The sequence below is a fragment of the Roseibium alexandrii DFL-11 genome (assembly GCF_000158095.2).
GTDB lineage: Bacteria > Pseudomonadota > Alphaproteobacteria > Rhizobiales > Stappiaceae > Roseibium > Roseibium alexandrii.
Genome location: NZ_CM011002.1, coordinates 4436725 through 4462916 on the forward strand (window position 1 = coordinate 4436725; position 26192 = coordinate 4462916).

The 26192-nt window shown below is 55.7% G+C and carries 23 protein-coding genes and 1 tRNA gene; 16 read left to right on the plus strand and 8 right to left on the minus strand.

From position 1 onward, the window contains the following. Nucleotides 1-42 precede the first annotated feature (42 nt). A complete protein-coding gene (gltB, locus tag SADFL11_RS20560) occupies nt 43-4776 on the minus strand; it encodes a glutamate synthase large subunit (protein ID WP_040451041.1) in 4734 nt (1577 codons plus the stop codon). A 600-nt stretch (nt 4777-5376) separates the two neighbouring features. On the opposite strand from gltB, the gene SADFL11_RS20565 reads away from it, so the two are divergent. The 5 genes from SADFL11_RS20565 to SADFL11_RS20585 all read left to right on the plus strand — a co-directional run bounded on the left by SADFL11_RS20565 (nt 5377) and on the right by SADFL11_RS20585 (nt 9198). Next, the gene (locus tag SADFL11_RS20565) at nt 5377-5682 is read left to right on the plus strand and encodes a BufA1 family periplasmic bufferin-type metallophore (protein WP_008197134.1); all 306 of its coding nucleotides are present in this window, start codon (nt 5377-5379) and stop codon (nt 5680-5682) included. A 101-nt stretch (nt 5683-5783) separates the two neighbouring features. Then, nucleotides 5784-6680 (plus strand): MNIO family bufferin maturase, encoded by an 897-nt coding sequence (bufB, locus tag SADFL11_RS20570; protein ID WP_008190335.1) that lies wholly within the window; start codon nt 5784-5786, stop codon nt 6678-6680. Nucleotide 6681: 1 nt separating this feature from the next. Then, nucleotides 6682-7473, plus strand: coding sequence for an HvfC/BufC N-terminal domain-containing protein (locus SADFL11_RS20575; protein ID WP_008189148.1), 792 nt, complete (start codon nt 6682-6684; stop codon nt 7471-7473). A 42-nt stretch (nt 7474-7515) separates the two neighbouring features. Beyond that, nucleotides 7516-8094: a DoxX family protein gene (locus SADFL11_RS20580; protein WP_008190465.1), complete on the plus strand. Its 579-nt coding sequence runs from the start codon at nt 7516-7518 to the stop codon at nt 8092-8094. A 45-nt stretch (nt 8095-8139) separates the two neighbouring features. Next, nucleotides 8140-9198: a threonine aldolase family protein gene (locus SADFL11_RS20585; RefSeq protein ID WP_008192122.1), complete on the plus strand. Its 1059-nt coding sequence runs from the start codon at nt 8140-8142 to the stop codon at nt 9196-9198. Nucleotides 9199-9276: 78 nt separating this feature from the next. On the opposite strand, the gene SADFL11_RS20590 is transcribed toward SADFL11_RS20585, so the two are convergent. After that, on the minus strand, nt 9277-9723 hold the full coding sequence (locus SADFL11_RS20590) for an Hsp20 family protein (protein ID WP_040451040.1): 447 nt from the start codon (nt 9721-9723) through the stop codon (nt 9277-9279). A 270-nt stretch (nt 9724-9993) separates the two neighbouring features. Between SADFL11_RS20590 and SADFL11_RS20595 the strand changes: the two genes are divergently transcribed. Beyond that, complete coding sequence (locus SADFL11_RS20595; RefSeq protein WP_134853098.1) at nt 9994-10419, plus strand: hypothetical protein; 426 nt, start codon at nt 9994-9996, stop codon at nt 10417-10419. A gap of 106 nt (nt 10420-10525) precedes the next feature. Further along, nucleotides 10526-11605 (plus strand): alpha/beta fold hydrolase, encoded by a 1080-nt coding sequence (locus tag SADFL11_RS20600; protein ID WP_008194915.1) that lies wholly within the window; start codon nt 10526-10528, stop codon nt 11603-11605. A gap of 41 nt (nt 11606-11646) precedes the next feature. Here the strand turns inward: SADFL11_RS20600 and hisN are convergent, their stop codons facing one another. Then, entirely contained in the window at nt 11647-12453 is an 807-nt protein-coding gene (gene hisN, locus SADFL11_RS20605; protein ID WP_008191679.1) for a histidinol-phosphatase, read from the minus strand. A 278-nt stretch (nt 12454-12731) separates the two neighbouring features. Then, entirely contained in the window at nt 12732-13577 is an 846-nt protein-coding gene (locus SADFL11_RS20610) for an N-formylglutamate amidohydrolase (protein WP_008191454.1), read from the minus strand. Nucleotides 13578-13827: 250 nt separating this feature from the next. Between SADFL11_RS20610 and cpdR the strand changes: the two genes are divergently transcribed. From cpdR to SADFL11_RS20635, 5 genes are all read left to right on the plus strand, one after another. Beyond that, nucleotides 13828-14187 (plus strand): cell cycle two-component system response regulator CpdR, encoded by a 360-nt coding sequence (gene cpdR / locus SADFL11_RS20615; protein WP_008196017.1) that lies wholly within the window; start codon nt 13828-13830, stop codon nt 14185-14187. 134 nt (nt 14188-14321) lie between these two features. Further along, a tRNA-Val gene (locus tag SADFL11_RS20620) sits at nt 14322-14396 on the plus strand. A 152-nt stretch (nt 14397-14548) separates the two neighbouring features. After that, nucleotides 14549-14674, plus strand: a complete 126-nt coding sequence (gene ykgO / locus SADFL11_RS20625) for a type B 50S ribosomal protein L36 (protein WP_008196524.1) — start codon at nt 14549-14551, stop codon at nt 14672-14674. A gap of 153 nt (nt 14675-14827) precedes the next feature. Further along, nucleotides 14828-15490 carry a tetratricopeptide repeat protein gene (locus SADFL11_RS20630; protein ID WP_008197297.1) on the plus strand — a complete coding sequence of 221 codons (663 nt, stop codon included), beginning with the start codon at nt 14828-14830 and terminating at the stop codon, nt 15488-15490. 176 nt (nt 15491-15666) lie between these two features. After that, complete coding sequence (locus tag SADFL11_RS20635) at nt 15667-16545, plus strand: alpha/beta fold hydrolase (RefSeq protein ID WP_228198226.1); 879 nt, start codon at nt 15667-15669, stop codon at nt 16543-16545. A 49-nt stretch (nt 16546-16594) separates the two neighbouring features. On the opposite strand, the gene pyk is transcribed toward SADFL11_RS20635, so the two are convergent. Beyond that, complete coding sequence (pyk, locus tag SADFL11_RS20640; protein WP_040451038.1) at nt 16595-18031, minus strand: pyruvate kinase; 1437 nt, start codon at nt 18029-18031, stop codon at nt 16595-16597. Beyond that, nucleotides 18028-18471 (minus strand): DUF1036 domain-containing protein, encoded by a 444-nt coding sequence (locus SADFL11_RS20645; RefSeq protein ID WP_008190404.1) that lies wholly within the window; start codon nt 18469-18471, stop codon nt 18028-18030. The genes pyk and SADFL11_RS20645 overlap by 4 nt, the downstream gene beginning before the upstream one ends. A gap of 466 nt (nt 18472-18937) precedes the next feature. On the opposite strand from SADFL11_RS20645, the gene SADFL11_RS20650 reads away from it, so the two are divergent. From SADFL11_RS20650 to SADFL11_RS20660, 3 genes are all read left to right on the plus strand, one after another. Continuing rightward, complete coding sequence (locus SADFL11_RS20650; protein ID WP_008190339.1) at nt 18938-19747, plus strand: N-formylglutamate amidohydrolase; 810 nt, start codon at nt 18938-18940, stop codon at nt 19745-19747. Nucleotides 19748-19788: 41 nt separating this feature from the next. After that, nucleotides 19789-20085, plus strand: a complete 297-nt coding sequence (locus tag SADFL11_RS20655) for a DUF1244 domain-containing protein (RefSeq protein ID WP_008190008.1) — start codon at nt 19789-19791, stop codon at nt 20083-20085. Between the two features lie 139 nt (nt 20086-20224). Next, the gene (locus SADFL11_RS20660; protein ID WP_040451037.1) at nt 20225-20491 is read left to right on the plus strand and encodes a DUF2312 domain-containing protein; all 267 of its coding nucleotides are present in this window, start codon (nt 20225-20227) and stop codon (nt 20489-20491) included. A 71-nt stretch (nt 20492-20562) separates the two neighbouring features. On the opposite strand, the gene SADFL11_RS20665 is transcribed toward SADFL11_RS20660, so the two are convergent. Together SADFL11_RS20665 and SADFL11_RS20670 are read right to left on the minus strand one after the other, a co-directional pair. Beyond that, nucleotides 20563-22272: a peptidoglycan L,D-endopeptidase MepK gene (locus SADFL11_RS20665; protein ID WP_050776003.1), complete on the minus strand. Its 1710-nt coding sequence runs from the start codon at nt 22270-22272 to the stop codon at nt 20563-20565. 331 nt (nt 22273-22603) lie between these two features. After that, a complete protein-coding gene (locus SADFL11_RS20670; RefSeq protein WP_008194989.1) occupies nt 22604-24166 on the minus strand; it encodes a sigma-54-dependent transcriptional regulator in 1563 nt (520 codons plus the stop codon). A gap of 189 nt (nt 24167-24355) precedes the next feature. Between SADFL11_RS20670 and SADFL11_RS20675 the strand changes: the two genes are divergently transcribed. Continuing rightward, entirely contained in the window at nt 24356-26176 is a 1821-nt protein-coding gene (locus tag SADFL11_RS20675; RefSeq protein ID WP_008196801.1) for a M3 family oligoendopeptidase, read from the plus strand. Nucleotides 26177-26192 lie beyond the last annotated feature (16 nt).

Genomic DNA, 26192 nt, shown 5'->3' on the forward strand with positions numbered 1-26192 from the left:
GCCACGATCGGCGGCCGAGAGCCATTTTGTTCAATGTGCCGGTTACTCCGCCGCGACCATGCCGAGGCGTTGCTCTTCCATTTCCCGCAATGCGCGGCGGTACTCGACCGGCATGACTTTCACGAACTTCGGCCGGTAAGTGGCCCAATCGTCCAGGATCGCTGCTGCCTTGGTCGAGCCGGTCAACTCCTTGTGCTTGGTCAGCATCTGCCGCAGGCGCTCATCATCATGACGGGTCATGTCGCAGGACAGGTCTACACGGCCCTTGTGCTCAATGTCACCGCCATGGTGATGCAGCTTCTCAAGCAGGTCGTCTTCTTCGGTGACCGGCTCAAGTTCCACCATTGCCAGGTTACAACGGGATCCGAAGGTTCCATCCTCATCGAGAACGTAGGCGATGCCGCCGGACATGCCAGCTGCGAAGTTACGTCCTGTCTGACCGATGACCACAATGACACCACCGGTCATGTATTCACAACCGTGATCGCCGACGCCTTCAACAACGGCGACCGCACCGGAGTTGCGGACTGCGAACCGCTCCCCTGCGACGCCGCGGAAATAGCATTCGCCCTCGGTTGCTCCATAGAGCACGGTGTTGCCGACAATGATGGAGTCTTCGGCAACGATCCGGGTGTTTTCCGGTGGGCGGACGATGATCTTGCCGCCAGACAGGCCTTTGCCGACATAATCGTTGGCATCGCCTTCCAGGTCCATTGTGACGCCTTTGGCGACGAATGCGCCAAACGCCTGACCCGCTGTGCCCTTGAGCTTAACTGTCAATGTGTCCGGCTTCTTGAGGCCTTTGTTGCCGTAGCGCTTGGCAATCTCGCCAGACAGCATGGCGCCAACCGACCGGTCCACCGAACAGATGGTCTCTTCGATCGTCGACTGTTCCTTGGTGTCCAGCGTATGTTGCGCAGCTGCAATCAAGCGGCGGTCGAGAATGTCGACGATTGGGTGCTCTTGACGCTCTGTCCAGCGGGTTTCTTCCGGTTTTGCATCCGGCTGGAAGAAAATCCTGGAGAAATCAAGGCCGTTGGCTTTCCAATGATCGAGCGCGGCTTCCTTGTCGAGGAAGTCGGATCGGCCAATGAGGTCATCGAGTTTTTCAACGCCGAGGGATGCCATCAGTTCACGGACTTCTTCAGCGACGAAAAAGAAGTAATTGATGACGTGCTCCGGAGTGCCTTTGAAGCGCTTGCGGAGAACCGGGTCCTGCGTCGCAATCCCGACCGGGCAGGTGTTCAAGTGGCACTTGCGCATCATCAGACAACCGGCCGCGATCAGAGGTGCGGTTGAAAACCCGAACTCGTCCGCGCCCAGAAGAGCGCCGATGATCACATCACGGCCTGTGCGAAGCCCACCGTCAACTTGCAGCGCAATACGTGAGCGCAAGCCGTTTAGAACGAGGGTCTGTTGGGTCTCTGCAAGGCCAATCTCCCACGGAGAACCGGCATGCTTGAGCGAGGTCAGTGGTGATGCGCCGGTGCCGCCGTCAAAGCCTGAAATCGTGATGTGGTCCGCCCGCGCCTTGGCAACGCCTGCGGCCACAGTCCCGACGCCAACTTCGGAGACAAGCTTCACCGAGATGTCCGCGACCGGGTTCACGTTCTTCAGGTCGTAGATCAGCTGTGCAAGATCTTCGATGGAATAGATGTCGTGGTGCGGGGGAGGAGAGATGAGGCCAACGCCCGGGGTCGAGTGGCGGACTTTTGCGATGACCGCGTCAACCTTGTGGCCCGGCAACTGACCGCCTTCGCCTGGCTTTGCACCCTGAGCAACCTTAATCTGGATCATATCGGAGTTGACCAGATATTCGGTTGTCACGCCGAAACGTCCCGAGGCGACCTGCTTGATGGCCGACCGTTGCGGGTTCATGGTGCCATCCGGCAGCGGATTGAAGCGTTCTGGCTCTTCGCCGCCTTCACCTGTGTTCGACTTGCCGCCAATCTTGTTCATGGCGACGGCAAGACTGGAATGGGCTTCTTTCGAAATCGATCCGAAAGACATTGCCCCGGTCACGAACCGCTTGACGATGTTCTCAGCAGGTTCAACCTTGGAGATATCGATTTCGGAGCGGCCGATCTCATCTGCATTTTTGATGCGGAAATGGCCACGGATCGCGAAGCGTCCGCTTTCTTCGTTCACTTCCTTTGCAAATGTCCGGTACATGTCCGGGAGTTTGGAGCGAACAGCGTGCTGCAGGTTGGCGATGGAGTCCGGCGTCCACATGTGGTTTTCGCCGCGGATCCGGTAAGCGTATTCGCCGCCGACATCCAAAGACCGGCGCAAGATAGCCACATCGCCGAACGCCTCAAAATGGCGCTGAACGGTCTCCTGGGCGACTTCACTCAGGCCAATGCCTTCGATCATTGTCGCTGTGCCGAAGAAGTACTTCTCGACGAATTCAGAGGACAGGCCAACTGCGTCAAAAATCTGGGCACCGCAATAGGACTGATAGGTCGAAATGCCCATCTTGGACATGACCTTCAAAATGCCCTTGTCGATCGATTTGATGTAACGCTCAACGACTTCGTACTGATCGACTTCTTCTGGGAAATCCATCTCCATGTGCATGGAAAGAAGAGTTTCGAATGCGAGATACGGGTTGATGGCTTCGGCACCAAAACCTGCCAGAACGCAGAAATGATGCACTTCGCGTGCTTCACCCGTCTCAACGACCAAGCCGACAGATGTGCGCAGGCCTTTGCGGATCAAGTGGTGATGGACCGCAGCTGTTGCCAAGAGGGCCGGGATCGCAATCCGCGAGCGGTTGATCATGCGATCCGACAGGATGATGATGTTGTATCCGTCGAGCACCGCTTTTTCTGCGCGCTCGCAGAGTTCGGCCAATGCTCCTTCCATACCTTCAGCGTTCTTGTCGGCGTTGTAGGTGATGTCCAGAGTTTTCGCCGAGAACTGATTGTCAGCGATGTCGCCGATAACCCGGATTTTTTCCAGGTCTTCGTTGGTCAGAATCGGCTGACGGACTTCCAGGCGTTTGGACGTCGACAAACCCTTCAGATCAAACAGGTTCGGGCGCGGACCGATGAAAGAAACCAGGCTCATCACCAGTTCCTCACGGATCGGGTCGATCGGCGGGTTGGTGACCTGAGCGAAGTTCTGTTTGAAATATGTGTAAAGAAGCTTTGATTTGTCTGACAACGCCGAGATTGGCGTGTCGGTGCCCATGGAACCAATGGCTTCCTGACCGACTGTTGCCATCGGGGTCATCAAAAGCTTGATGTCTTCCTGAGTGTAGCCAAAGGCTTGCTGACGGTCGAGCAGGCTTTCGCCTGCGATCGGGGCCATCTGGCGGACGCCCGGCAGATCTTCCAGAACGATCTGTGTCTTGTGCAGCCAGTCTTTATACGGGTTGGCCGTGGAAAGCTGGCGCTTGATTTCATCGTCAGAAACGATCCGGCCTTCTTCCAGGTCGATAAGCAGCATCTTGCCCGGTTGCAGGCGCCATTTCTGGACGATCTTTTCTTCTTCAACCGGCAGTACACCGACTTCAGAAGACATGATTACGAAATCGTCTTCGGTCACGATGTAGCGCGCTGGGCGCAGACCGTTTCGGTCAAGCGTCGCACCGATCTGACGGCCATCGGTGAAAGCAACGGCGGCAGGGCCGTCCCACGGCTCCATCAGTGCAGCGTGATACTCGTAAAAGGCACGGCGATTGTCGTCCATCAGCGGGTTGCCGGCCCAAGCCTCCGGGATCAGCATCATCGCAGCATGCGCGAGCGAGTAACCGCCCATCACCAGGAATTCGAGCGCATTGTCGAAACAGGCTGTGTCTGATTGTCCCTCATAGGAAATCGGCCAGAGCTTCGAAATGTCGTCTCCGATCAGCGCGGATGAAACAGATGCCTGGCGGGCAGCCATCCAGTTAACGTTGCCGCGGAGCGTGTTGATTTCACCGTTATGGGCCACCATCCGGTAAGGGTGAGACAGGTCCCAGGACGGGAACGTGTTGGTCGAGAAACGTTGGTGAACCAACGCGAGAGCAGAGGTAAACCGCTCATCCTTCAGGTCGCTGTAGTAAGCACCAAGCTGATAGGCGAGGAACATGCCCTTATAGACAATCGTCTGGCTCGACAGCGAGACGATGTAGAAGCCCTTGGTGACCGCATCTGTTTCCGCGCGAACCGTATTGGAAATCACTTTGCGCAGAACATAAAGCCGGCGCTCGAAGGCATCCTGATCGTCGCCATTCGAACGTTTGATGAAGACCTGACGGGACACTGGCTCGGTTGCGGCAATGTCCGGGGCTTTGGAAAGGGATGCGTTGTCGACCGGCACATCGCGCCAGCCAATCAGCTCCTGTCCTTCGGTCTTGATGACCCGTTCTACTATCTCTTCGCACGTGGCACGCAGGACATCGTCCTGTGGCAGGAATATAACGCCCACACCATAGTCGCCGAATTCCGGGATTGGTGTGCCAGCTGCAGACATCTCTGCTTCGAAGAACCTGTGCGGGATCTGAACCAGCATTCCGGCGCCGTCGCCCATCAGTGGATCTGCACCAACTGCACCGCGGTGTGTGAGGTTCTCCAGAACCTGCAGTCCATCCGAAACAATCTTGTGGGATTTAGCGCCCTTCATGTGGGCAACAAAGCCAACACCGCAGGCATCGTGTTCGCGCGACGGATTGTAGAGCCCTTTGTCGGCGGCCGTGCCCAGTCGATCGGCAAGTGTTGTGGCTGTCACGGTGTTTGTTTCCGTCTGGCCTGCTTGCATGGCTGTGCTGGTCGTCAGCTCTGTCTTCGTCATGTGCGCCCTCACTGTTACCCCAGTGTTAGCCGTGGTTTGGAGCGTCGGGTTCCGTTCGGGTCGCATTCCATCAAGAGTGCGGCTCGGTGAACCCTGGCTGTTGCCCCGGCTCTGTCGATGTACTTACTGCAGCGGCTTGTTCTGGCAAACCGTCGCATTGCCGCAGCGCCACTTAGCGCCGTTGAAACACAATTGCCTCATCTTGCTGGAGGCCCTCCCCGGACTGAGCAAGCGGCTGCTTGGATCTTACATTTTTCACGACCGGCGGTCCGGCGGTGTTTCCCTAATTTCAAAAGGACAGTATGCCTGTCCTATTCCAAGCGAGCGGAACATGACAGATTTCATTGCAAGGAGCAAGTGTGTTTCTTTGCCGCTATTATAATTGTTTCGTCCATAAAGTGCCAATCGTCCGGAAACGTCGCGTTGAGTTGGGTTTGAGTAAGAATCTTTCGTTTAATAGTCAAAGGTAGGTGACAGCTCGCAGCGGTGTCACAGGCGTTTGATTTCCCATTGAACGCCATTCCGGCCATGTAACGGGTGTAGCAGCACTTATCCGGCATCGTGGTTGCTGCGGTGATTTTTTGAACAGAGGAGTTTGATATGAAAAACAAGGCTATGTCTGCAGCAGTTGTTGCTGGCGCTGTTGCCACCGCAATTGCAGGTCTTTCGGGGACCACTTCGACACCAGCCCATGCTCAAGCCAAAGAGAAGTGCTACGGTGTTTCCCTGAAAGGACAGAACGATTGTAAAGCCGGTCCGGGCACGACGTGTGCGGGTTCTTCAACCGTTGACTACCAAGGTAACGCTTGGACGCTGGTTCCGAAAGGCACATGCGTGTCCATGGAACTGCCGGACGGCCGCAAGGGGTCTTTGACGGAATTGCCTCGCGACCTCCCGGAAGCGTAATTTAACCAATTCGAATCGGTCTTTAACAGTCGATCAAACGAACTCAGGCTGGCGGTTTGCACCGCCCGCCTCATACCGTAGTTCAAGGTCTGGAGCTTGCCATGCGGTCCGATACGCAACCTGTCTCTGCTTTTTGCACTCCGGCTGCCGTTCCGAAACGGCCCGGTGCTGGTTTGAAAGCGGAACATGTCGCCGACATTCTTCAAAGTCGCCCGGACATCGGCTTTTTCGAAGTTCACGCCGAAAACTACATGGGTGCCGGAGGGCGGCCGCATCAACAGCTCACAGCAATCCGCGATATCTATCCGTTATCGCTTCACGGGGTTGGTCTGTCCATTGGCGGCGAAAGTCCGCTCGACAAAGATCATCTGAGTCGGCTCGCAGAGTTGAACAAGCGCTATGAGCCGGGTCTGTTTTCTGAACACCTGGCGTGGTCGACACACGAGACGACCTACTACAATGATCTTTTACCGGTTCCATACGATCATGCGACTTTGACGCGTGTGTGTGATCACATCGATGAAGTTCAAGATGTGATGGGGCGGCAGATGCTCCTAGAGAACCCGTCCACTTACATCGCCTACGCTCAGAGCACGATCAGTGAATTGGATTTCCTGAAAGAGGTGACCCGCCGGACAGGGTGCGGTCTGCTGCTCGACGTTAACAACGTCTATGTGTCCTGCACGAATCAGGAACAGTCACCGGCCGCTTACCTGGCTGAATTCCCCATGCAATGTGTCGGTGAGATCCATCTCGGAGGCCATGCTCCGGATAGGGACGAGGCGGGACGGCCGCTGTTGATTGATGCGCATGACCGCGCCGTCGATGACGCTGTTTGGGCGCTTTATAAAGACGTGATTGGAATGCACGGCGCTCTGCCGACATTGATTGAATGGGACAATGACGTTCCAGCATGGCCCGTTTTGCTTCGTGAAGCAGATGCTGCGCAGGAAATCCTGCTTCGTGCCGAAGACGCAGACCTGAAAGCGGTCAGCTGACATGGCGCAGGCGTTATCACTGCCAAGGCTCTCCACCTCTGATTTCGGCGATGCTCTTATCAATCCGGAACTCGGGACGCCCGAAGGTGCTGTTGGGCCCGATGGTCTTCCGGATATGAAACGCTTCAATGTCTATCGGAACAATGTCATAGTCAGCCTTTGTGAGGCGCTGGGCGAGACCTATCCGTCTGTCAAAGCGCTCCTTGGTGAGGAGTATTTTGCTGCTTTGGCCCGAGCGTTTGTCGCCGAGCATCAACCGTCAAACCCTGTTCTGATCTGGTATGGGGCAGAGTTTCCAAGTTTTCTTGCCGCATTCCCGCCGTTGAAGGCCTATCCTTATCTGGAAGACGTCTCGCGCCTGGAATGGGCTTGGCTTCAGTCCTACCACGCGAGAGACTGCGAAGTATTCGATCCGGCAGCGCTTGCGTCGATCCCGCCCGCAGATCTTGGGGATGTGAGATTTTGGCGCCACCCTGCGGCAACGATCGTGGCTTCAGAGTGGCCGATCTGGGATCTCGTGAAGGTCAATCGGTTCAAAGAGGCAGAGCAATCGCAGATCGATCTCTCTGTTGCCCAGCCCGTGCTGATCGTCCGGCCAGAGTTCGATGTCGATGTCCGAGTTTTGGAACCAAGCCATGCTGCGTTCGGGAGTGCAATTTTTTCCGGAGCGTCGTTGGGTGAAGCGGCTGAAACGGCACTTGAAATAGACAGCGGATTTACACTGGCTGATTGTTTGTCGAACTTTCTTTCAAATGGGGCTCTTGCCGGTTTGCAGACCAAAGAACCCGCCTAAGCGGGGATCCGGCTAGAAACAACAAAAGAGGCTATGAAGCGGATGGTAATTGGTTTTTTTGTAAGGCTTTACACGTTGGTGTTCGGCGCAATTGAGCGGCTGACTGAAGGCTGGTTTTTAGGTCTTGCCTCCCGTCTTATTTTTGCTGCTGTGCTTTTCCAGTTTTTCTGGAACTCGGCGCTCACAAAAATTGGCGGCAGCATCATGAACATCTTCACGCCGACGGCTGGCGCCTATGCCCAAATGCTACCGGCCATGATGGAGCAGGTCAGCTATGACACCAGCCAGATCGCCTTTTTTCCATATGGGCTGATTGTCCTCCTCGGAACCTGGGGCGAGTTCATTTTGCCGGTTCTTGTAGTTGTTGGTCTTTTCACGCGCGCGGCGAGTCTTGGCATGATCGTCTTCATTATTGTCATGACCTATGTCGACATCACAGGTCATGGGGCCGATGCCAAGACGATCGGAGCCCTTTTTGACGGAGATCCTTACGCGATTATTGCTGATGATCGGCTGTTGTGGATCTTCCTGCTTCTGGTGCCGACTTTGAAAGGACCGGGATTGATTTCGCTCGACGCGCTGCTTGGTGTGCAGTACCGCAAGCGGGAAATGTACTACTAGGAAATAGCGGTTGCCCGGTTGGGGCCGTGGTGATTTAACGGCCCCATGAATTTTGCCAGTGACAATTGGGCGGGTGCAGCTCCGGCGGTGATGTCGGCGCTGACCCGACATAATAATGGGCATGCGCCGGCTTACGGCAGTGACCCCCTCACCGAAAGCGTCTCCAACAAGTTCAATGAGCTGTTTGAACGGGAGGTTGCTGTTTTTTTTGTGGCAACAGGGACGGCTGCAAACTCGCTCGCTCTTGCAGCGTACGGCAAACCGGGTGGCGCCATTTTCTGCCACCGCGACTCGCACATTCAGGTCGATGAGTGCAATTGTCCGGAGTTCATGACCAGCGGTGGCAAGCTTGTCAGCGTTCCTGGGCCAAGTGGGAAATTTGACGCAAACGGTTTGATCGAGGCCATGTACCCTTTCCCCGATGGCATTGTGCATCATGGCCAGGTCGCAAGTGTCTCGATCAGCCAGGCAACTGAAAGCGGAACAGTCTACACACTGGAAGAGATTGCCGCGATTAAGGAGGTGGCTGCTTCCCGATCCGTTCCCTTGCATATGGACGGCGCTCGTTTTGCAAATGCGCTCGTAACGCTTGGATGTTCACCCGCCGACATGACCTGGAAGTCTGGCGTGGATGTTCTTTCCTTTGGTGCCACCAAGAATGGGTGCTGGTGCGCGGAAGCGGTCGTCTTCTTCGACCTGGAAGCTGCCAAGGGCTTTGAGTATTTCCGTAAGCGCGGCGGGCATCTTTTCTCCAAGAGCCGTTTTGTTGCTGCTCAGTTTGATGGATATTTCAATGAAGACAGCTGGCTGGATACGGCAGCACACGCTAATGCGATGGCACTAAAACTTGCCGAAGGCATACGGACAGCTGGTGGAAGAACAGCGTGGCCTGTTGAAGCCAATGAACTGTTTCCAGTTTTGAAGCGACGCCAGTTCGAACAGTTGGAGGCCAAAGGCGCAATGATTTACGAATGGCCAGCGAAAGATCTGCCAGAGGGCCACGCTCCGCAGGCGGATGAAGTTTGCGTACGCATGGTCTGCAGCTTTGCGACGACCGAAGACGACGTTGCAGCGTTCTTGAACGCGCTTTCCGGGACATCTTGAGGCAGCAGCAAATACGAAAAGAGGCGCCTGTTGAACAGGCGCCTCCGCACCGCTTCAGCTCAGGGGAGAAGCTGCCGGTTAGTGAGCGGTGCTTTCAATCTGTTTGGTCCCGCCAGATGTGATCTCGATTTTGCGGGGCTTCATGGCCTCAGGCAGTTCACGGACCAAGTCGACGTGAAGGAGACCGTTTTCGAGGCTTGCGCCATCAACGCGGACGTATTCCGCGATCTGGAAGCGGCGTTCGAACGTCCGGGATGCGATACCGCGATATAGGATTTCGCGATCAGCAGATTCTTCTGCTTTTTCACCCTTGATCGTCAGAACGTGTTCTTTGGCTTCAACGGAAAGTTCGGCATCGCTGAAGCCTGCAACAGCCATGGTAATCCGGTAGGCGTTTTCGCCTGTCCGCTCGATGTTGTAAGGCGGATAGCTGGGAGCTTCATTGCCAGCTGCATCCAGCATGGAAAAAAGACGGTCAAAACCGATTGTAGAACGGTGAAGTGGGGTAAAGTCGAAGTGACGCATAGTCTGTCCTCTCTTTGAGCAACTGTTACTTCTGATGTTTGCGATCTCCTGTCCCCCATCATTGGCGAGACTGGAACGCTGCGCAGACCCATTTTGGCGCCTGCACTAATCGAAATGGGCATTCTGTTTTTTGAATTCAAGAGGCCGTGGGCAAGTGGAAATATCGGCGATGAACTGAAGATGAATAGGCCCTTCCGGTCCCGTTCAAACGCTCTTGAGCATTCTCCGGTTATCGCCAGCACGGAGCTGGCGGAACTAGGAGATCACACAATGTCGATGTCACTCATGAAACGCATTTCCACTAGAGCTTCTGCCCCGATTGCAGGCGCGGTTTTGCTCTTGGCCGCCGGTGCAGCAACGCACGCGCAGGCTGTAACTGTCTCAGGTTTGGGCGCAAAAGCACCCGTGGTCAGCGGCATGACGATCACAGTAGATCACCGCGGTGGGCCAGGACGCGGTTGGGATCGTGGGCACGGTCGGCATCAATACGAGTTGGGACCGAGGCAAATTCGCCGCAGCTTGCGCCATCGCGGGTTTCACCGGATCAAAATCATTGATCGCCGCGGCCCGATGTACGTCATCAAAGCACGTGGCTGGCGTGGTTTTCCTGTTAGACTGGTCGTCGATTCCCGCAATGCAGATATCGTGCGCAGCCGCCCTCTAGGCCCGCGGTACAACCGGCACAGCCGGTGGTAACTCTAGTCACTTTTGCGGCCGGCCCTGCGGGGCCGGCTCAAAGTATATTGAGAGCTGGGGCCCAGGCGGCTATCACTGAGCGTTGCGATAAGCGAATCGGATCAAGATGAGCCTGATTGACACCAAGGATAATCCGATCCCGGATGGGGCCGTCTCCGGGTTTTTGGAGATGAATGGCCGGATCAAGCTGCGGTATGCGCATTGGCCCGCTGCACCAGGTGAGTCTTGTCGGGGCACTGTCACCATCCTCCAGGGACGCGCCGAGTTTATCGAAAAATACTTTGAAGTTGTCTCAGACCTGCGTTCGCGGGGATATGCTGTCGTTGCATTCGATTGGCGTGGACAGGGCGGTTCGACGCGTTTGACCCGAAGCCCGGCCCGGGGACATGTTACGAACTTCAAGAGATATCAGCAGGATCTGCTGGCGATCTTGAAAAACGTTTCCCTTGCAACCTACCCGGGGCCGCATTTTGCACTGGCGCACTCAACGGGCGGTCTCATACTCATGTCTTGTTCACAGCGACTGCGGACAATGCTGGACCGGGCGGTTATTACTGCGCCGCTTTTGGCGATCGCGCCAAGGGATTGGGAGAGCGATCTGACGGCCGCTTTGCGAAAGCTGCTTCGCATTCTGACGTTGGGACTGTTCGGAAGACCTCAGCTCAGGGCGACCCGCCCCTCCACTTCCCGGTTGACCGAGACACTTGGTTTTGGCCTTGCCCGTATTTGCGCCTGGACCTTTTTGGGCCGGCTCTATGTTCCAGGTGGAAACGGGAAGCTTACACTCCCATTCGAAGAAAACCGCCAGACGGCAGACCGTCAGCGGTATCACAGGTTTTCCAAGATTCTGGAAGAGCACCCGGAAATCGGTATCGGATCGCCGACGATGAGTTGGCTGAACGCAGCTGCCAAGGCCATGAAGTCGATGCGTCAGCGCAGCGCCGGACCTGAAATGAGGTTGCCGTGCCTGATACTTGGCGCTGGTCGGGACAGGATTGTTTCCACGCCTGCAATTGAAGAGTTTGTCTCCCGCACAAAAAATGCATCTTATATCGAGATCTCGGGCGCGGAACACGAGCTTCTCGTGGAAGCCGACAGATATCGCGACCAGGTATGGGCCGCATTTGATGCGTTTGTCCCTGGATTGGAAGCAGATTTGGTGTTGGACCAGGCGGGCGCTGAGTGAGTGTCAGGGATTTGCCGCCAGGCCGCTCTTTGAGACAATCGTCAGACGGCAGCCTTCGCCAGTTCGGTCAACAAGAAGTCATGAAGGCGTTTGTCGCCGGATGCAACGATCTGGCCGCCATCTGCCGGTGAACCACCTGTCCAGGTCGTCACAACGCCGCCGGCTCCTTCAATAATCGGGACCAATGCGACGATGTCATAGGCTTGCAGCCCGGACTCTATGACGGCGTCGCCATGGCCCGCTGCGACCATGCAATAGGCGTAACAATCCGTACCGTATCTCGTCAGCTGCGCCTTTGCCTCCAGTTGATCAAAGACAGGCCGTTCGCTGGCGTTGAAAAGCGCAGGTGTTGTGGTGAAAAGGGTCGCACTGCCGAGTGATGCACAAGCCCGGGACCTTAGCTCCTTTTGGCCGAGCGGGCCATGATACCAAGCGCGTTCACAATCGCCGCTATAGCGCTCGCCGATATATGGCTGGACCATCATCCCAAGGCTCGGTTTGCCGTTCGACCGGAGGCCGATCAGCGATCCCCAGGTCGGGAGGCCGGTGATAAAGGCGCGTGTGCCATCGATCGGATCCAGAACCCAAACATGATCAGAATCAAGGTTCTCCGATCCATGTTCCTCACCCAGGATGCCATGGTCGGGGTGATGTTCGTTGATCAACGCCCGCATGGCTGTTTCGCCGTTTTTGTCGGCGATTGTGACCGGATCGAAGCCGCTGTCCAACTTGTTGTCGACCGAGAAGCCTTGCCGGAAGTGCGGCATGATTGCAGCGCTGGAAGCGTCTGCCAGGCGATCGAGAAATGGAGCCAGCGGGTTTGCACTGGCAGCGAGCGGCATGGACATATGGCCTCCAGTCGGATGTGTCGCTTTTCGGTCAGAACGACCGCAGGTGGCTGTCTTATAACCTGATTTGCAAAAAAAGAATTCGGAATACCTGAATTGGTGCTCATATTTTGAGCATGAAACACCTGTTGCTGGGGTTGCATTTTGTGCGGTGCGGTGCGATCTTATTGCGGTGCGATAGAGCTTTCTGTCGTGCCGCCCTCCTTGGGCGTTTCCTCCCTAGACTTCGGCCGCCTCATTCGAGTGCGGCCTTTTTTTTATTCGATTTAATTCAGGAATTATTCGGCCGCGATTGAATCTGCGACGAGACCGGCGTCCGGCATTGCGGTCAATTCCCGGACGAAGTCTTTCAGATCGTGGAACAATTGTCCGAAATGGGCCGTCGGCTCATGGGTCGCTTCGTCCATGTACAGGCCGCGATTAATTTCGATTTGAAGGGCATGCAGGCCGCTGGACGGCCGCCCGTAATGCTCCGTTATGAAGCCGCCCGCATACGGCTTGTTACGGCTCACGCTGTAACCTTTGCTCCGCAAGGTTTCGAACGCAAAGTCGGTGAGGTCGCTGTTGCAGCTGGTGCCGTAGCGATCACCAAGAATGAAATCGGGCCGTGTGTCTGTTGTCTGACATTTCACTGTTGATGGCATTGAGTGGCAGTCAATAAGGACTGCATGTCCGAATGTGACATGCGTTTGGGCGAGCAGACGCCTCAGTGTCGAGTGGTAGGGCTTGTAGATGGTTTCGACGCGGCTGAGCGCTTCTTCAACCGGCAGCCTGTGCCGGTAGATCTCATGGTTCTCGCTGACAATACGTGCGACGGTTCCAAGGCCGCCGGCAACACGGATTGAGCGGATGTTTGCATAAGACGGGAGCCGGCCGTCAAACATCTTCGGATCGAGCTCATAAGGTTCCCGGTTCACATCCAGGTAGGCCCGCGGAAAGTGTGCCCGCAGCATCGGGGCACCAAGTGGCACCACATGCGAAAAGAGCTCGTCTACATAAGCATCTTCAGACCGCCGGATCGAGCGCGCATCAAGCCGTGAGGCAGCCAGGAAACTCTCAGGATACTGGCGGCCCGAATGAGGAGAATTAAAAACGAAGGGCAGCCGTTGATCGGCAGGGGACAACACATCAAATGCAGGAAAGCCATTGAAGTCGACTTCGAACTGTCTGTTTGGGGCGCTGGGCGTTGAACTTGTCAATATGTGTGTTCCGTTTGCGGCGATTGCCTATCGTGCCAAGGAATCAACACGCAGTCCACAGTCGAGCGCGCAAAAGCTTAGGAGAACCAATTCACCCTATCTTTCTGTTGATTTCGGGCTATAACCGGCGAAAGACTTGAACGCTCCGTAATGCGAATGAAATTGGTTGCAAACTATGCCGCGTATCCTGCTTGCCGAAGACGATAACGACATGCGCCGGTTCTTGGCGAAGGCTCTGGAAAATGCCGGGTATGACGTCGTGTCATTTGATAACGGCAAAAGCGCGTACGAGAGACTGCGCGAAGAACCGTTTTCCCTGCTCCTGACCGATATTGTGATGCCGGAGATGGACGGCATTGAGCTTGCAAGGCGTGCCACGCAGCTCGACCCTGATCTGAAGGTGATGTTCATTACCGGATTTGCAGCCGTTGCGCTTAATCCTGAATCGGACGCGCCGAAAGATGCAAAGGTTCTTTCAAAGCCCTTCCACCTCAAGGACTTGGTGCAGGAAGTGGAACGAATGCTTGCGGCCTAAGCGTCACTTTCAACAGGCTAAAGAGCGAAAAAGGATTTTTTGACAGTTCGGTGAAAAGGGGGTTGCACAGACTTTGGATCCCCGCTATATCGCACCCCACCACGGCGTTGGGGCGCCGGTGGCCGAAGAAATTCGGGCGTGTAGCTCAGCGGGAGAGCACTTCGTTGACATCGAAGGGGTCACAGGTTCAATCCCTGTCACGCCCACCATTATTGCGCAGATCAGACATGTGATGCGCTCTAGCTTGGAAGACTTGCGCAAAAATCTGCAGCGACTTCCGGCAAAAACGACTGAGAAGAATGGGCGCCTCGGGCGCTCATTTGGTTTGAAGCTAAACAGACGACCCCACGGGGACAATGACATGAAGATCAAGAATTCGCTCAAAGCGTTGATGACCCGTCACCGGGAAAACCGCATGGTTCGCCGTAAGGGCCGCGTTTACATCATCAACAAGAAAAACCCGCGCTTCAAGGCACGTCAGGGCTAAGTGTTCTGACGCTGCTTTTAGCAGCGTCATATAACAGCCATCGTCAGTTGGTCGCATTGGCGAAGTGCCGGGCGACACTGTACGCAATGGTGTTTGTGTGAAAGTGTGAGTTTTCGGGATTGACCGCCGCATTCAACGACCCATAATCGTTGTATGCGGATTTTTGTGTTTGCCACCTTTCTATTTCTGTCTCCGGTTGTTGGTCTTGCCCAACCGGTGCCTGATCTCGGGCCAGAGACAGACACGCCCTCTGTTGACGATTTTGATGCTTTGCCGGATGCAGAGCCGGAGGAAGGCGGGCAGGTGGTCGTGGAAGAAACCGACCCCGGCGAAACTCTTTCCAAGCTGGATGGTCTTTATGAAGATCTGGCGGGTGCCGAAGATCTGGCAGCACGCCAACGCGTTGCACGCGACATCCGGCGCATCTGGATGGACTCAGGATCTGATACTGTCGATCTGTTGATGGCGCGCGCTGGGCGCGCGATCCAGGCCGAGGATCATGGGCTTGCGCTTGATCTTCTCGATGTCGTTGTCGTACTCGAGCCGTCCTTTGCCGAAGGGTGGAACCGCAGGGCGACCGTGCACTACATGAAGGAAGATTTCGGCAAGTCTCTTGTCGATATTGAACGGACCTTGGCCTTGGAACCCCGGCATTGGGGCGCGCTATCGGGCCTTGCGATCATCCAGCGCCGCCTGGGATTCAACGAGCAAGCGCTGTCCACGTTCCGGCGGGCCTTGGAAATCCATCCAGGTCTGGAAAACGCCAGTGAAGCTGTTGAGTCGCTGGAAAAAGACGCAGAGGGTGAGCCCGTTTGATGGAAATGCGCAGATCCTGCGCCACTTAACCCGTATAACGCATTCCAACTATACGGTTTCAGTCCCTCAATATGCTCTCAGTTCTGCTAGCAATCCTTGTTGTGTTCGCATCGCTTGCAGGTTACTCGGCCTTGCGGTTTAATCAGATCAGACGTTCGATCCGACCCGATGGGGAAATGTGCACCGTGGACGGTGTTCAACTCCACTATCATTTTTTCTCAGCGGAAAACGGGTCTCCCGATACGCCGACCTTGGTCTTCCTGCATGGTGCAAGCGGGAACGCTTATGATTCTCAACTAGCGTTTCTAAAGCCGCTGAAAGGGCGTTATCCGTTGCTTTTTGTAGACCGGCCTGGCTTGGGTTTTTCCGGTGCTATATCGGATGGAAAGAACTCGCCCGCTCGTCAGGCAGAGGTGATTGAAGGACTGCTTCGAGAATTGGGCATTGATCAGTGTATTGCCATCGGTCACTCATTGGGCGCGTCTGTAACGGCCGCACTTGGTCTAAGGGCGCCGGACCGGATATGCGGCTTGGCGTTTTTAGCGCCTGCAACGCACCCGTGGCCAGGCGGTGTTGCATGGTATTATCATGTGGCAGCTGCGCCAGTAATCGGGTGGTTGTTCTGCCGGATCTTGACGCTTCCCGTAGCCGAGTATTTGGCGCCACGGTCCATCCGGCACGTTTTTCATCCAGAGCCCCAGCCAGAGAGCTACAATCAGGCAACACGATTGCCTTTGCTCTTTTTGCCGGACGCTTTCCGTTCAAATGCCACAGACATCGCTCGCTTGAAGCCTCACGTAACAGCGCAGTCCAAGGATTATGGTGATCTGGAGCAGCCTGCTGTCATCTTAACCGGCACAGAAGACACGGTCGTGTGGCCATCTATTCATAGCGAAGGTTTGCTGCGCGATCTTCCAAATGCGGAGCTTGTGGTTTTGGAGGGGGCTGGGCACATGCCGCATCACACCCGAACTGAGGCCATTGTCGAGGTTTTGGACCAGCTTGTTCTCCGGGTCGGGAAGGCAGCCGTATCGGAGGGCCGGAGCAGCGAATAAAAAAGGGCGGCCAGGTGCCGCCCTCTGGAAATTTCAACCGATTAGATCGTCAAATGCCGCCCTGGCCGTCTGTGCCAACAAACGCAATCCGCAACATATTGGTGGATCCTGGTGTGCCGAACGGGACGCCGGCGGTAATGATGATCCGTTGACCCGGTTTTGCCCATCCTTCCGAATGAGAAATCCGGCAGGCGCGATCGATCATATCCTCTTCGTTGGCAGCATCTTCACTGACCACGCAGTGGAGACCCCAGCCGAGCGACAGCCGGCGGGCCGTTGCCATGACGGGCGACAATACGATGATCGGGCTGGACGGGCGTTCCCGCGAAGCGCGCAAACCCGTGGCGCCGGATGTCGTGTAGCAAACCACAGCAGCCAGATTAAGCGTTTCCGCAATTTGGCGTGCAGCCGCAGAGATCGCATCAGAGCCGGTCGCTTCTGGTTCTGTGCGCTGGGCGTAAATGATGGTCCGGTAGTTCGGATCCTGTTCCACCTGTTGCGCGATCCGGTCCATTGTGGATACGGCCTCGATCGGAAAGTCGCCAGCTGCCGATTCCGCTGAGAGCATAACAGCGTCAGCACCTTCAAAGACGGCAGTCGCAACGTCCGAAACTTCTGCACGGGTTGGCACCGGTGCAGTGATCATGGACTCAAGCATTTGAGTTGCGATGACCACCGGCTTGCCCGCGCGGCGGCAAGCGCGTGTGATCCGTTTTTGCAAACCTGGAACCTGTTCCAGTGGCATTTCAACGCCAAGATCGCCACGAGCCACCATGATCGCGTCTGACAGCTCGATGATTTCATCAAGGCGGCCGATCGCTTGTGGCTTTTCAATCTTTGCAAGAACACCGGCGCGGCCGCGAGTGATTTTGCGCACTTCTGCGAGGTCGTCCGGGCGTTGAACGAAGGACAAGGCAACCCAGTCGACGTTCTGCTCCAGCGCTGCAATCAGGTCCTTGTGATCCTTTTCCGTCATCGCGCTGGTCGCGATTTCAGAGTCTGGAACACTGACGCCCTTACGGTCAGAGAGCTTGCCGCCAACGATAACTTCGGTTTGAGCTTTCGCCGGAGAGGATTCTGTCACGCGCAGTTGGATCTTGCCATCGTCAAGAAGCAACCTGTGGCCTGGTTCCAGAGCCTTCAAGATTTCCGGATGAGGGAGATGAACGCGATGAACATCGCCTGGTGATGTGTCTGCATCCAAAGTAAAGACTGCGCCGTTCTCAAGCATCACCGGCCCATCGCCAAATGTGCCTACACGCAGTTTTGGTCCCTGTAAGTCGGCAAGAATCCCAATCGGTCTTCCTGTCACTTCCTCCACAGCACGGATGCGGCTAACCAGCATCTTGAGACGATCATGATCGGTATGGCTCATGTTGATGCGAAACACATCAGCACCAGCTACATACAATTTTTCGATGATGTCTTGTTCTGAGGAGGAGGGTCCGAGAGTTGCGAGAATTTTAACTCGTCGGTTTCGCCTCATCGCCCACCTGTCCCTTGTTGCACGGGTTCTGTGAGCTGGACTGTCCAGCTGCTTTGTTCTCCCGTGTCGATTTCAAAAAAGCCTGTCCGCTCGAAACCCCGAGCAACGCAATCTTCAATTCCGCGAATGGTGAATTCTTTTTCCCGGGTGCACATGAAAGCGCGCCCACCCCATTCGCCGAACTGGTCGTAATCCACCGCATAGATGTAATAGTATCGTGACACCAGAGCGCCCGGGACCAGTGTTTCGCAGCTGTTGGACGCAAGGTTCCACCAACCTTCAGTGATCCAGTCGGACTTGTCCTTGTATCCAATAGCCACACCGACCTGGCTGTCCGTCTTGTTGCATAGACGGAGATCAGCGTGTGCGTTTCCGCTGAAAATGGTGTTCAGGAAGAAGGCCAGACTTAAGGCGCAGAAGGTCTGAATGGATGTACGCATCCACGTTTGCGACCAGCCCCGGTGCCGTTCCCCTACCTCTAACATACGCAGTCGTTCACTTTGCTGCTTTACAGACATTGGCTTTTTGCGTGGACAGAAGTGTCTTGTCAACGTCGTTAACAAGATATGTGCGGGAGGAAAACCCCTTGACATCCATCGCTTCCATCTCTTGGGCCCACCCAGATGAAACCAAGCTATCCTATGAAGTTATAATTGGGGCGGGAACATGACCGTTCCTCCGTAGGTAGCCGTTAGCCGTCAAAAAAGGGTAACCAAACACTTTCATCCACATCAAAAACCTATGTTGTTGATTGCTTGCCGGTGCGATCACTAAATGAGCTGATTTTTTTCGATCCGGGGCCGATATAAGCGGTGGTCATTGGAATTGGGCTTGGTTCCGTTGAGCCTTTGTCGTAAATCTGGCGCCCTGCCTCGACACCTGCATTTTGAAATCAAGAAGATCACGATGACCGATCCTGTCCCGATGCCGGACACATCCTTTCAGCCGTTTGAATATGTTCATGGTGACGAGACCGCAGGCATCTTGCTCTTGTGTGACCATGCGCGGAACACGGTTCCGGATGAGTATGGTGATCTTGGGGTCCCTGCCGCGCAGTTCGAGCGGCACATTGGGTATGATATTGGAGCTCGTGCTGTCACGATGGAACTGGCTCGCCGTCTCAATGCTCCGGCTTGCTTGTCGACGTTCTCAAGATTGTTGATTGATCCCAATCGGGGCGAAGATGACCCAACCCTGATCATGCGCTTGTCGGATGGTGCCATTGTCCCAGGGAATGCAGCAGTTGATGCGACTGAGAGGCGGCGGCGGATTGATCTTTTTCACAAGCCGTATCATGACCTGATCGATGCAGCGCTGGATCGGATGATGGCGGTTGCGCCGGCGCCAGTGATCATTTCGATCCATAGTTTCACGCCAGTCTGGCGGGGCGTCCCAAGACCTTGGCATGTCACGGTGCTCTGGGACAGCGACCCGCGCGCTGTCGATCCCATACTGGCAGGTTTGCGGGCACAAGCCGATCTGGTTGTCGGAGACAACGAGCCCTACGATGGTGCTCTTGAAAATGACACGATGTACCGGCACGCAACCAAGCGGGGCCTGTCTCAAGCGCTGCTGGAGATTCGGCAAGACCTGATCGGAGATAACCGAGGGGCGATGGAGTGGGCCGATCGGCTGGAGCCAATACTGAAGGACCTCTCGCAATCGTCAGAATGCCGTCAGGTTCGGCACTATGTTTCGCGTTGTGTCAGCAAATGACCGCTCGGTTTCATGAGCAGAGTTGAGGGAGATGAGTTGATATGGATGAGCAAACGAAAATTGAGCTGGAAGCTGCCGTTTTCCGCCGGTTGGTCGAACACCTGCGTGGGCGTACCGATGTTCAGAACATTGACATGATGAACCTTGCGGGGTTCTGCCGGAATTGCCTGTCCAATTGGTATGCCGATGCGGCTGCCGAAAAGGACATGAGCCTGGACAAGGACGCAGCTCGCGAGATCGTCTACGGCATGCCCTACGGTGACTGGAAGGCAAAGTATCAAACCGAGGCCACAGCCGCGCAAAAAGCCGCTTTTGATAAAAACAAGCCTGAGCATTGAGGGCTTTGGTCTGGTCCGCTTGACGTGCCTCTTGAAGTCTGGCACGGCACCGGCCGGAATTAACGCGGACTGGTGTTGTGACACCGTCCGTGACTTTGACGCAAAAGAAGAACACAACTAGCCAAGGAGAAACACTCGTATGTCCGATCCGGGTGGAGTGGCCGCAGACCAGCTGCGTGCCTTCATTGAACGTATTGAGCGTCTGGAAGAAGAAAAGAAGGTCATCTCGGATGACATCAAGGACGTCTACGCCGAAGCCAAGGGTAATGGCTACGACGTCAAAATCCTGCGCAAGGTTGTCTCTCTTCGCAAGAAGCAGCCGCATGAGCGCGAGGAAGAAGAAGCTGTTCTCGACCTCTACCTGCATGCGCTCGGCATGGCGGGAGCTGGGCCTTCGGAGGGCTGAGCTACTTATCGATACAGAAAACGCCGGGCTGTTGACCCGGCGTTTTTTTGTCAGAGCGCTCTGAAACCCTGCTATCTGGCAAACCGGACAGGCAGCACTACGATGGCGGGCCCGTCGAATCGGTCGGTGCGCAGATTGCCGTAGGGATCTTGCTGGAAGCTTGCAGCTACGAACCGGTTGCCCGGCTTCATGACATTGTTCAGTTGCCGCTGATTGGGATGGCTCAACCACGCAAATGTTTGGTGGCGGGCTGTACCAGCGCCAGTTAGCAGAAGTGGTTCGGACCGGTCCGGCAGGCTTGCGAATCCAGCAAGCGGATCAACAATCTGGTCTTTCGGAATTCGCCCGGATACCGATGGCCGCGCGGCCACTGCAGGTGCAGCCGCCGGACGCGGCGCTGCGGCCTGTTGGTTCGTGGCGGTGCCAGGCCGTAGTGACCGGGTCAATTCAGGCGGTGTCGGCGCCGCCGATGCATAGGCAAGAGTGGTATCTGAGCGCGGAGCAGGGGCTGGTGACGGGATCGCAGTGCCCGTTGCAGCAGCAATTGCCGCCACCGGATCGTCAACTGTCGTTCCCTCAGAGCCACCTACTTTCTCTGCTGCAGCTTGTGCTGCTGCTTGGAGGCTCGCTGCAGGCTTTTGTGCCGGAGCCCTGGCAATCTGGAAACGCGCGTCCAGTGGTTCGCTTGCAGCTGAAGGCTGGCCGTCATTCAAAGCTGCCCGTTGACCATCGAGCGTGTTGGGTGCGGGTGTTGGAACAGATGCCGCGCTTGCAATTTGAGCCGGCTGCTCGTCGATTGGCTTCAACTCCGGAGCCGCGCTTGCCACTGCAGTGACCGGGGCTTCCTCAGGCGTGTCTATGATCTTGCGGGTGGGCACAGGGGGATTGGCTACGACCGGAGAAACTGTCTCAGCCTGCGATGCCGTCTGGCGGCCTCCGACTGCGCCTGGCCGGGTTGCATCGGAGTTCCCAGTGCGCTCGCCGCCACCAAACAGGCTGGCAAACAAATTACCCCCACCCTCTGGTGCTTCACGTGTGACATTTGCCGGAGGCGTGGGGACTGGAGCGCTGCGGACACTCTGGTTCCGGGTTGTAAGCGTCCGTGCGCCTTGGTCTCGATCATTGATGTTCCGCGCGGCAGACGTGTCGTTTGATGCGACAATGGTCGGCCGTGTTGAACTCCGCCGGCCCGATTTGGATTCCGCAAGGGCGATCTTGTAGCCCTTCATCGGCTTGCCGTCAGAGGGGATATGCAAAGTCCTGCCGTTCGGGAACACCCGCGCAAGCTGCGATCGGCTCATCTTCGGCCAATGCCGAACACTGCCCGTATCCAAATGGACAAACGGAGAGCCAGAACGCGGATAATAGCCGACCCCGCCAACTTGCTTGCGCAAGCCGGTTTCACGGAGCTTTCTGATGTTCACGCCCGGAATAAAGAAGTCCATGGCTTTGCCGAGCGTATGCTGGCTGTTTCTGGCAACGCCTTTGGAGCGCTTGCGCAACATGTTGTTTGTCGCAGGCGACCGGTAGCTGGATACAACGTGAATGTAATCCCCGGCCCGAACCTTTTGATAGACTTCCCAAACAAGATCGAGCAGTTCCGGATCAATCTTTGTGATTTCGTTGCGCCGCCAGTCGCGCAGAAACCGATTGGCTTCCCGCAGACCGGACGGAATATACCGGCCGTTCTTCTTGAAAGTGATCGAAACACGCTCTTTGGTATGCGTGTTATATAGCTTCAAGGTTCTGGTTTCTGCTTGAACCGTGCCTGCAAATGTCATGGCAAACGCCACGATCACTGCCGCGGAAATCGCGGCGCGTTTTATCCAGGCGACGGCGTCGAAACCAACAGACCGTTTACGCAATTTCTATCCCGCCGTTTTGTGGTGGCTTGCACCCATCCCGTGCTCCCCAGCAGAACCCGCGTTTTACATGCCGCAGGTTAAGAAGTTTTTACCCTAATCTCAGTTCTGCAGAAATCGTGGTAAAATTGCAACTTGTTGGGCGGTTATCGGCAACGGATTGCGCGCGATACCCCGAGGAAATCCCGTACCGCTCGAATGTGTTCAAAAATCGGCCAAAGCCGAGTGGGAGGCTTAAAGTGTCTGGAAATTAGGCAGCTGCATCCGTGCCGCCATCGTCCAGACCGTATTCCTTGAGCTTGCGATAGAGGGTGGACCGGCCAATGCCCAGCCGTTTGGCAACCTCTGTCATCCGTCCGGAGTAATGCTTGATGGCGGCCCGGATAATCTCTTCCTCAATATCAGTCAGTTTTCTGACATGCCCTTCCGGGTCGAGGTTCCGCATGAAGCCGAAGGGTGCTGATCCCTCAAATCCGGCCGGCGTTGTGGTGTTCGCTACTGTCGGGGCACCCGGTTGGGCAGGTGGCGGCGGCGTAACAGCAGCGGGGTCTTGCGGAGCCGCAGCAAAGGGGGCTGCAACGCTTGGGGGCAAAACGCCGGACTGGCTACCAGGGTGCTCAATTGCGGCGGAAACTTGCGGAAAATCGTCGATGGTTAGCTGGGCTCCATCACATAAGACGACTGCCCGGAAGACGGTGTTCTGCAATTGCCGAATGTTGCCGGGCCAAGCGTACTCCTGAAGCATGGCCAATGCGTCTTGGGCAACACCGGACACCTGGGGCTTGCCTTCTTCAGCCGCAAATCGTGCCAGGAAATGCCGCACGAGCGCTGGGATGTCTTCCCGGCGGTCTCGCAATGGCGGGATCCAAATGGGGAAAACGTTCAAACGGTAATAAAGGTCTTCACGGAACGCACTGTCCTTAACTTGATCAATGAGCCTGCGATTCGTTGCAGAGATGAGCCTGAAATCCACTTTGACCGGACGGCGGGAACCGATCGGATCAATCTCGTTTTCCTGTATGGCGCGGAGCAGTTTGACCTGCACATCTTGTGGCAACTCACCCACTTCATCTAGAAAAAGGGTGCCGCCATGGGCTTCCTGAAATTTGCCGACATGCTTGTCGACTGCTCCGGTGAAAGCGCCTTTCTCGTGGCCGAAAAGGATTGATTCCACCAAATTATCGGGGATGGCGCCGCAGTTGACCGTGATCAATGGTTTTGACTTGCGGTCACTGGAGCCCTGGATCGCGCTTGCAATCATTTCCTTGCCAACACCGCTCTCTCCTTCGATCAGGATCGGAATGTTGGAGGCTGCGGCCCGCTTGCCCAGATTAATCACCCTCTCCATTGCGGGCGAATGAGTAATGATGTCGGCGAAGGTCAGGGTCCCGGAGGCCTTCTTCTGGATCCGAGTGATTTCTCCTTCCAGGGCGGACGTTTTCAGGAGGTTTCGGATTGAAACGTTTAGCCGCTCAGGTGCGACCGGCTTGACCGCAAAGTCCTGTGCGCCGGCATTCATTACCGAAACAACCGTGTCGATGCCGCCATGTGCTGTTTGGACGATCACGGGGGTGGAAATCTTGTCCGCGCGCAGGCGCTCCAGTACGCCCAGGCCGTCAAGTTCCGGCATCACCATATCGAGGATAATCAGATCGATTTCGCTGGCTTCAGGGCCGGTCATGATCCGCACAGCTTCTGCGCCGTTTTCGGCAGTTTTGGATCTGTAGCCAAATTTGTGCACAGCTTCCTGCAGGAGCCGACGCTGAATTGGATCGTCGTCAACAATGAGTATTTTGCCGCTGAGTGCTTGCATCAGGTGCCTTTGAACTCGTCAAGGTGTCTCGTTTCGGGCCATTCTGGTCGTAAAGCGGTAAACAAATTCTCCAGCCCAATTGAAAAAAGATGCTGTTTTTCGATTGCAGCTAAAGGTGGCTAGGGCCTACAAATTCCCTAGGTATCCCATCGGAGCAACCAATCGTTCCGCCGTTTTCCGGAGTATGAAATGCCCTTTTTGAGCCCAAAATTTGCGCCTGCCGCCTCAGGAAATGCAGAGCTTGGCGATCTCCCGGTTTGGGATCTGACGGACCTCTATCCTTCCGTCGACGCACCGAAAGTCACCTCTGACCTGAAAGAAGCGCTCGATCGCGCAAAAACATTCGAGGCGTCCTACAAGGGACGGCTTGCAGATTTGGCGGCAAACAATGTTGCGGCTTTGGTGACAGCCATTCGAGCGTATGAAGATCTGGAAGACCTCATGGGCCGCCTGATCTCTTTTGCCGGACTGGTTTATGCAGGCAATACAACAGACGCAGCTGCACAAAAGTTCTACGGAGATGTTCAAGAGCAAATCACGACGGCAAGCTCGCATCTGCTGTTCTTCAGCTTGGAACTGAACCGGATCGAAGATGCTGTGGTCGATGCCGCATTAGAGGACGCACATCTCGCCCATTATCGGCCCTGGATCGAAGATCTTCGTAAGGACAAGCCGTACCAGCTGGAAGATCGGGTCGAGCAGCTTTTTCATGAAAAGTCAGTTACGGGCAGCAGTGCCTGGAACCGCTTGTTTGACGAGACGATGGCGCGGTTGACCTTCACCGTTTCGGGCGAAGAGTTGCCGGTAGAGCAAACCCTTAATCTGTTGACCGACCCTTCACCGGAAAAGCGGGAAGAAGCGTCAAAGGCGCTCACTGAAACGTTTTCAAAAAATCTGAGCACCTTTGCGCTGATCACAAACACATTGACCAAGGACAAGGAGATTTCCGACCGGTGGCGGAACTTCTCCGATATTGCCGATAGCAGGCACCTGGCCAATCGTGTTGAGCGTGAAGTCGTCGACGCAATGGTATCCGCAGTCCGGGAGGCCTATCCGCGGCTTTCGCACCGATACTACAAACTCAAGGCAAAGTGGCTCGGCGTTGATCAACTCAACACCTGGGACCGAAACGCTCCGCTACCCGATGCCGATACGCGGATCATTCCTTGGGCTGAAGCCAAGGACACGGTGCTTTCTGCCTATAATACCTTCTCCCCGGACATGGCGGAGATCGCGAGCCGGTTCTTCGACAAGGGCTGGATTGATGCCCCAGCAAGGTCCGGCAAGGCACCCGGTGCCTTTGCCCATCCAACCGTGCCAAGCGCGCATCCTTATGTTCTGGTCAACTACCAGGGCAAAGTCCGGGATGTCATGACCCTGGCTCATGAACTCGGCCATGGCGTTCACCAGGTACTGGCCGGTCCGAATGGTCCGCTAATGGCGCCGACCCCCCTGACACTTGCTGAAACCGCGAGTGTCTTTGGCGAAATGCTGACCTTCAAATCCCTCTTGGCAAAAGCAGAAGACCCGAAAACCAAAAAAGTCATGCTCGCCTCCAAGGCCGAGGACATGATCAACACGGTCGTCCGGCAGATCGCTTTTTACACTTTCGAGCGGAAACTTCACACGGAGCGGCGCAATGGCGAGTTGACCGCGGACAAGATCGGGGAACTCTGGCTGTCGGTGCAGGGCGAGAGCCTTGGTCCGGCCATCAAGCTCAATGCAGGGTATGAGACTTTCTGGACTTATATCCCGCATTTCATTCATTCACCGTTCTATGTCTATGCCTACGCATTCGGGGATTGCCTCGTGAACTCGCTTTATGCGGTTTACGAGGAAGCTGAGACTGGTTTCCAGGAGAAGTATTTTGAACTCCTGAAAGCTGGCGGGACCAAGCATCATTCAGAATTGTTGAAGCCATTTGGTCTCGATGCGACCGATCCTGATTTCTGGAAGAAAGGCCTGTCCGTCATCGAGCGTTTGATCGATGAGCTGGAAACTCTGGACTAGGCCTGAGAAACGGTCC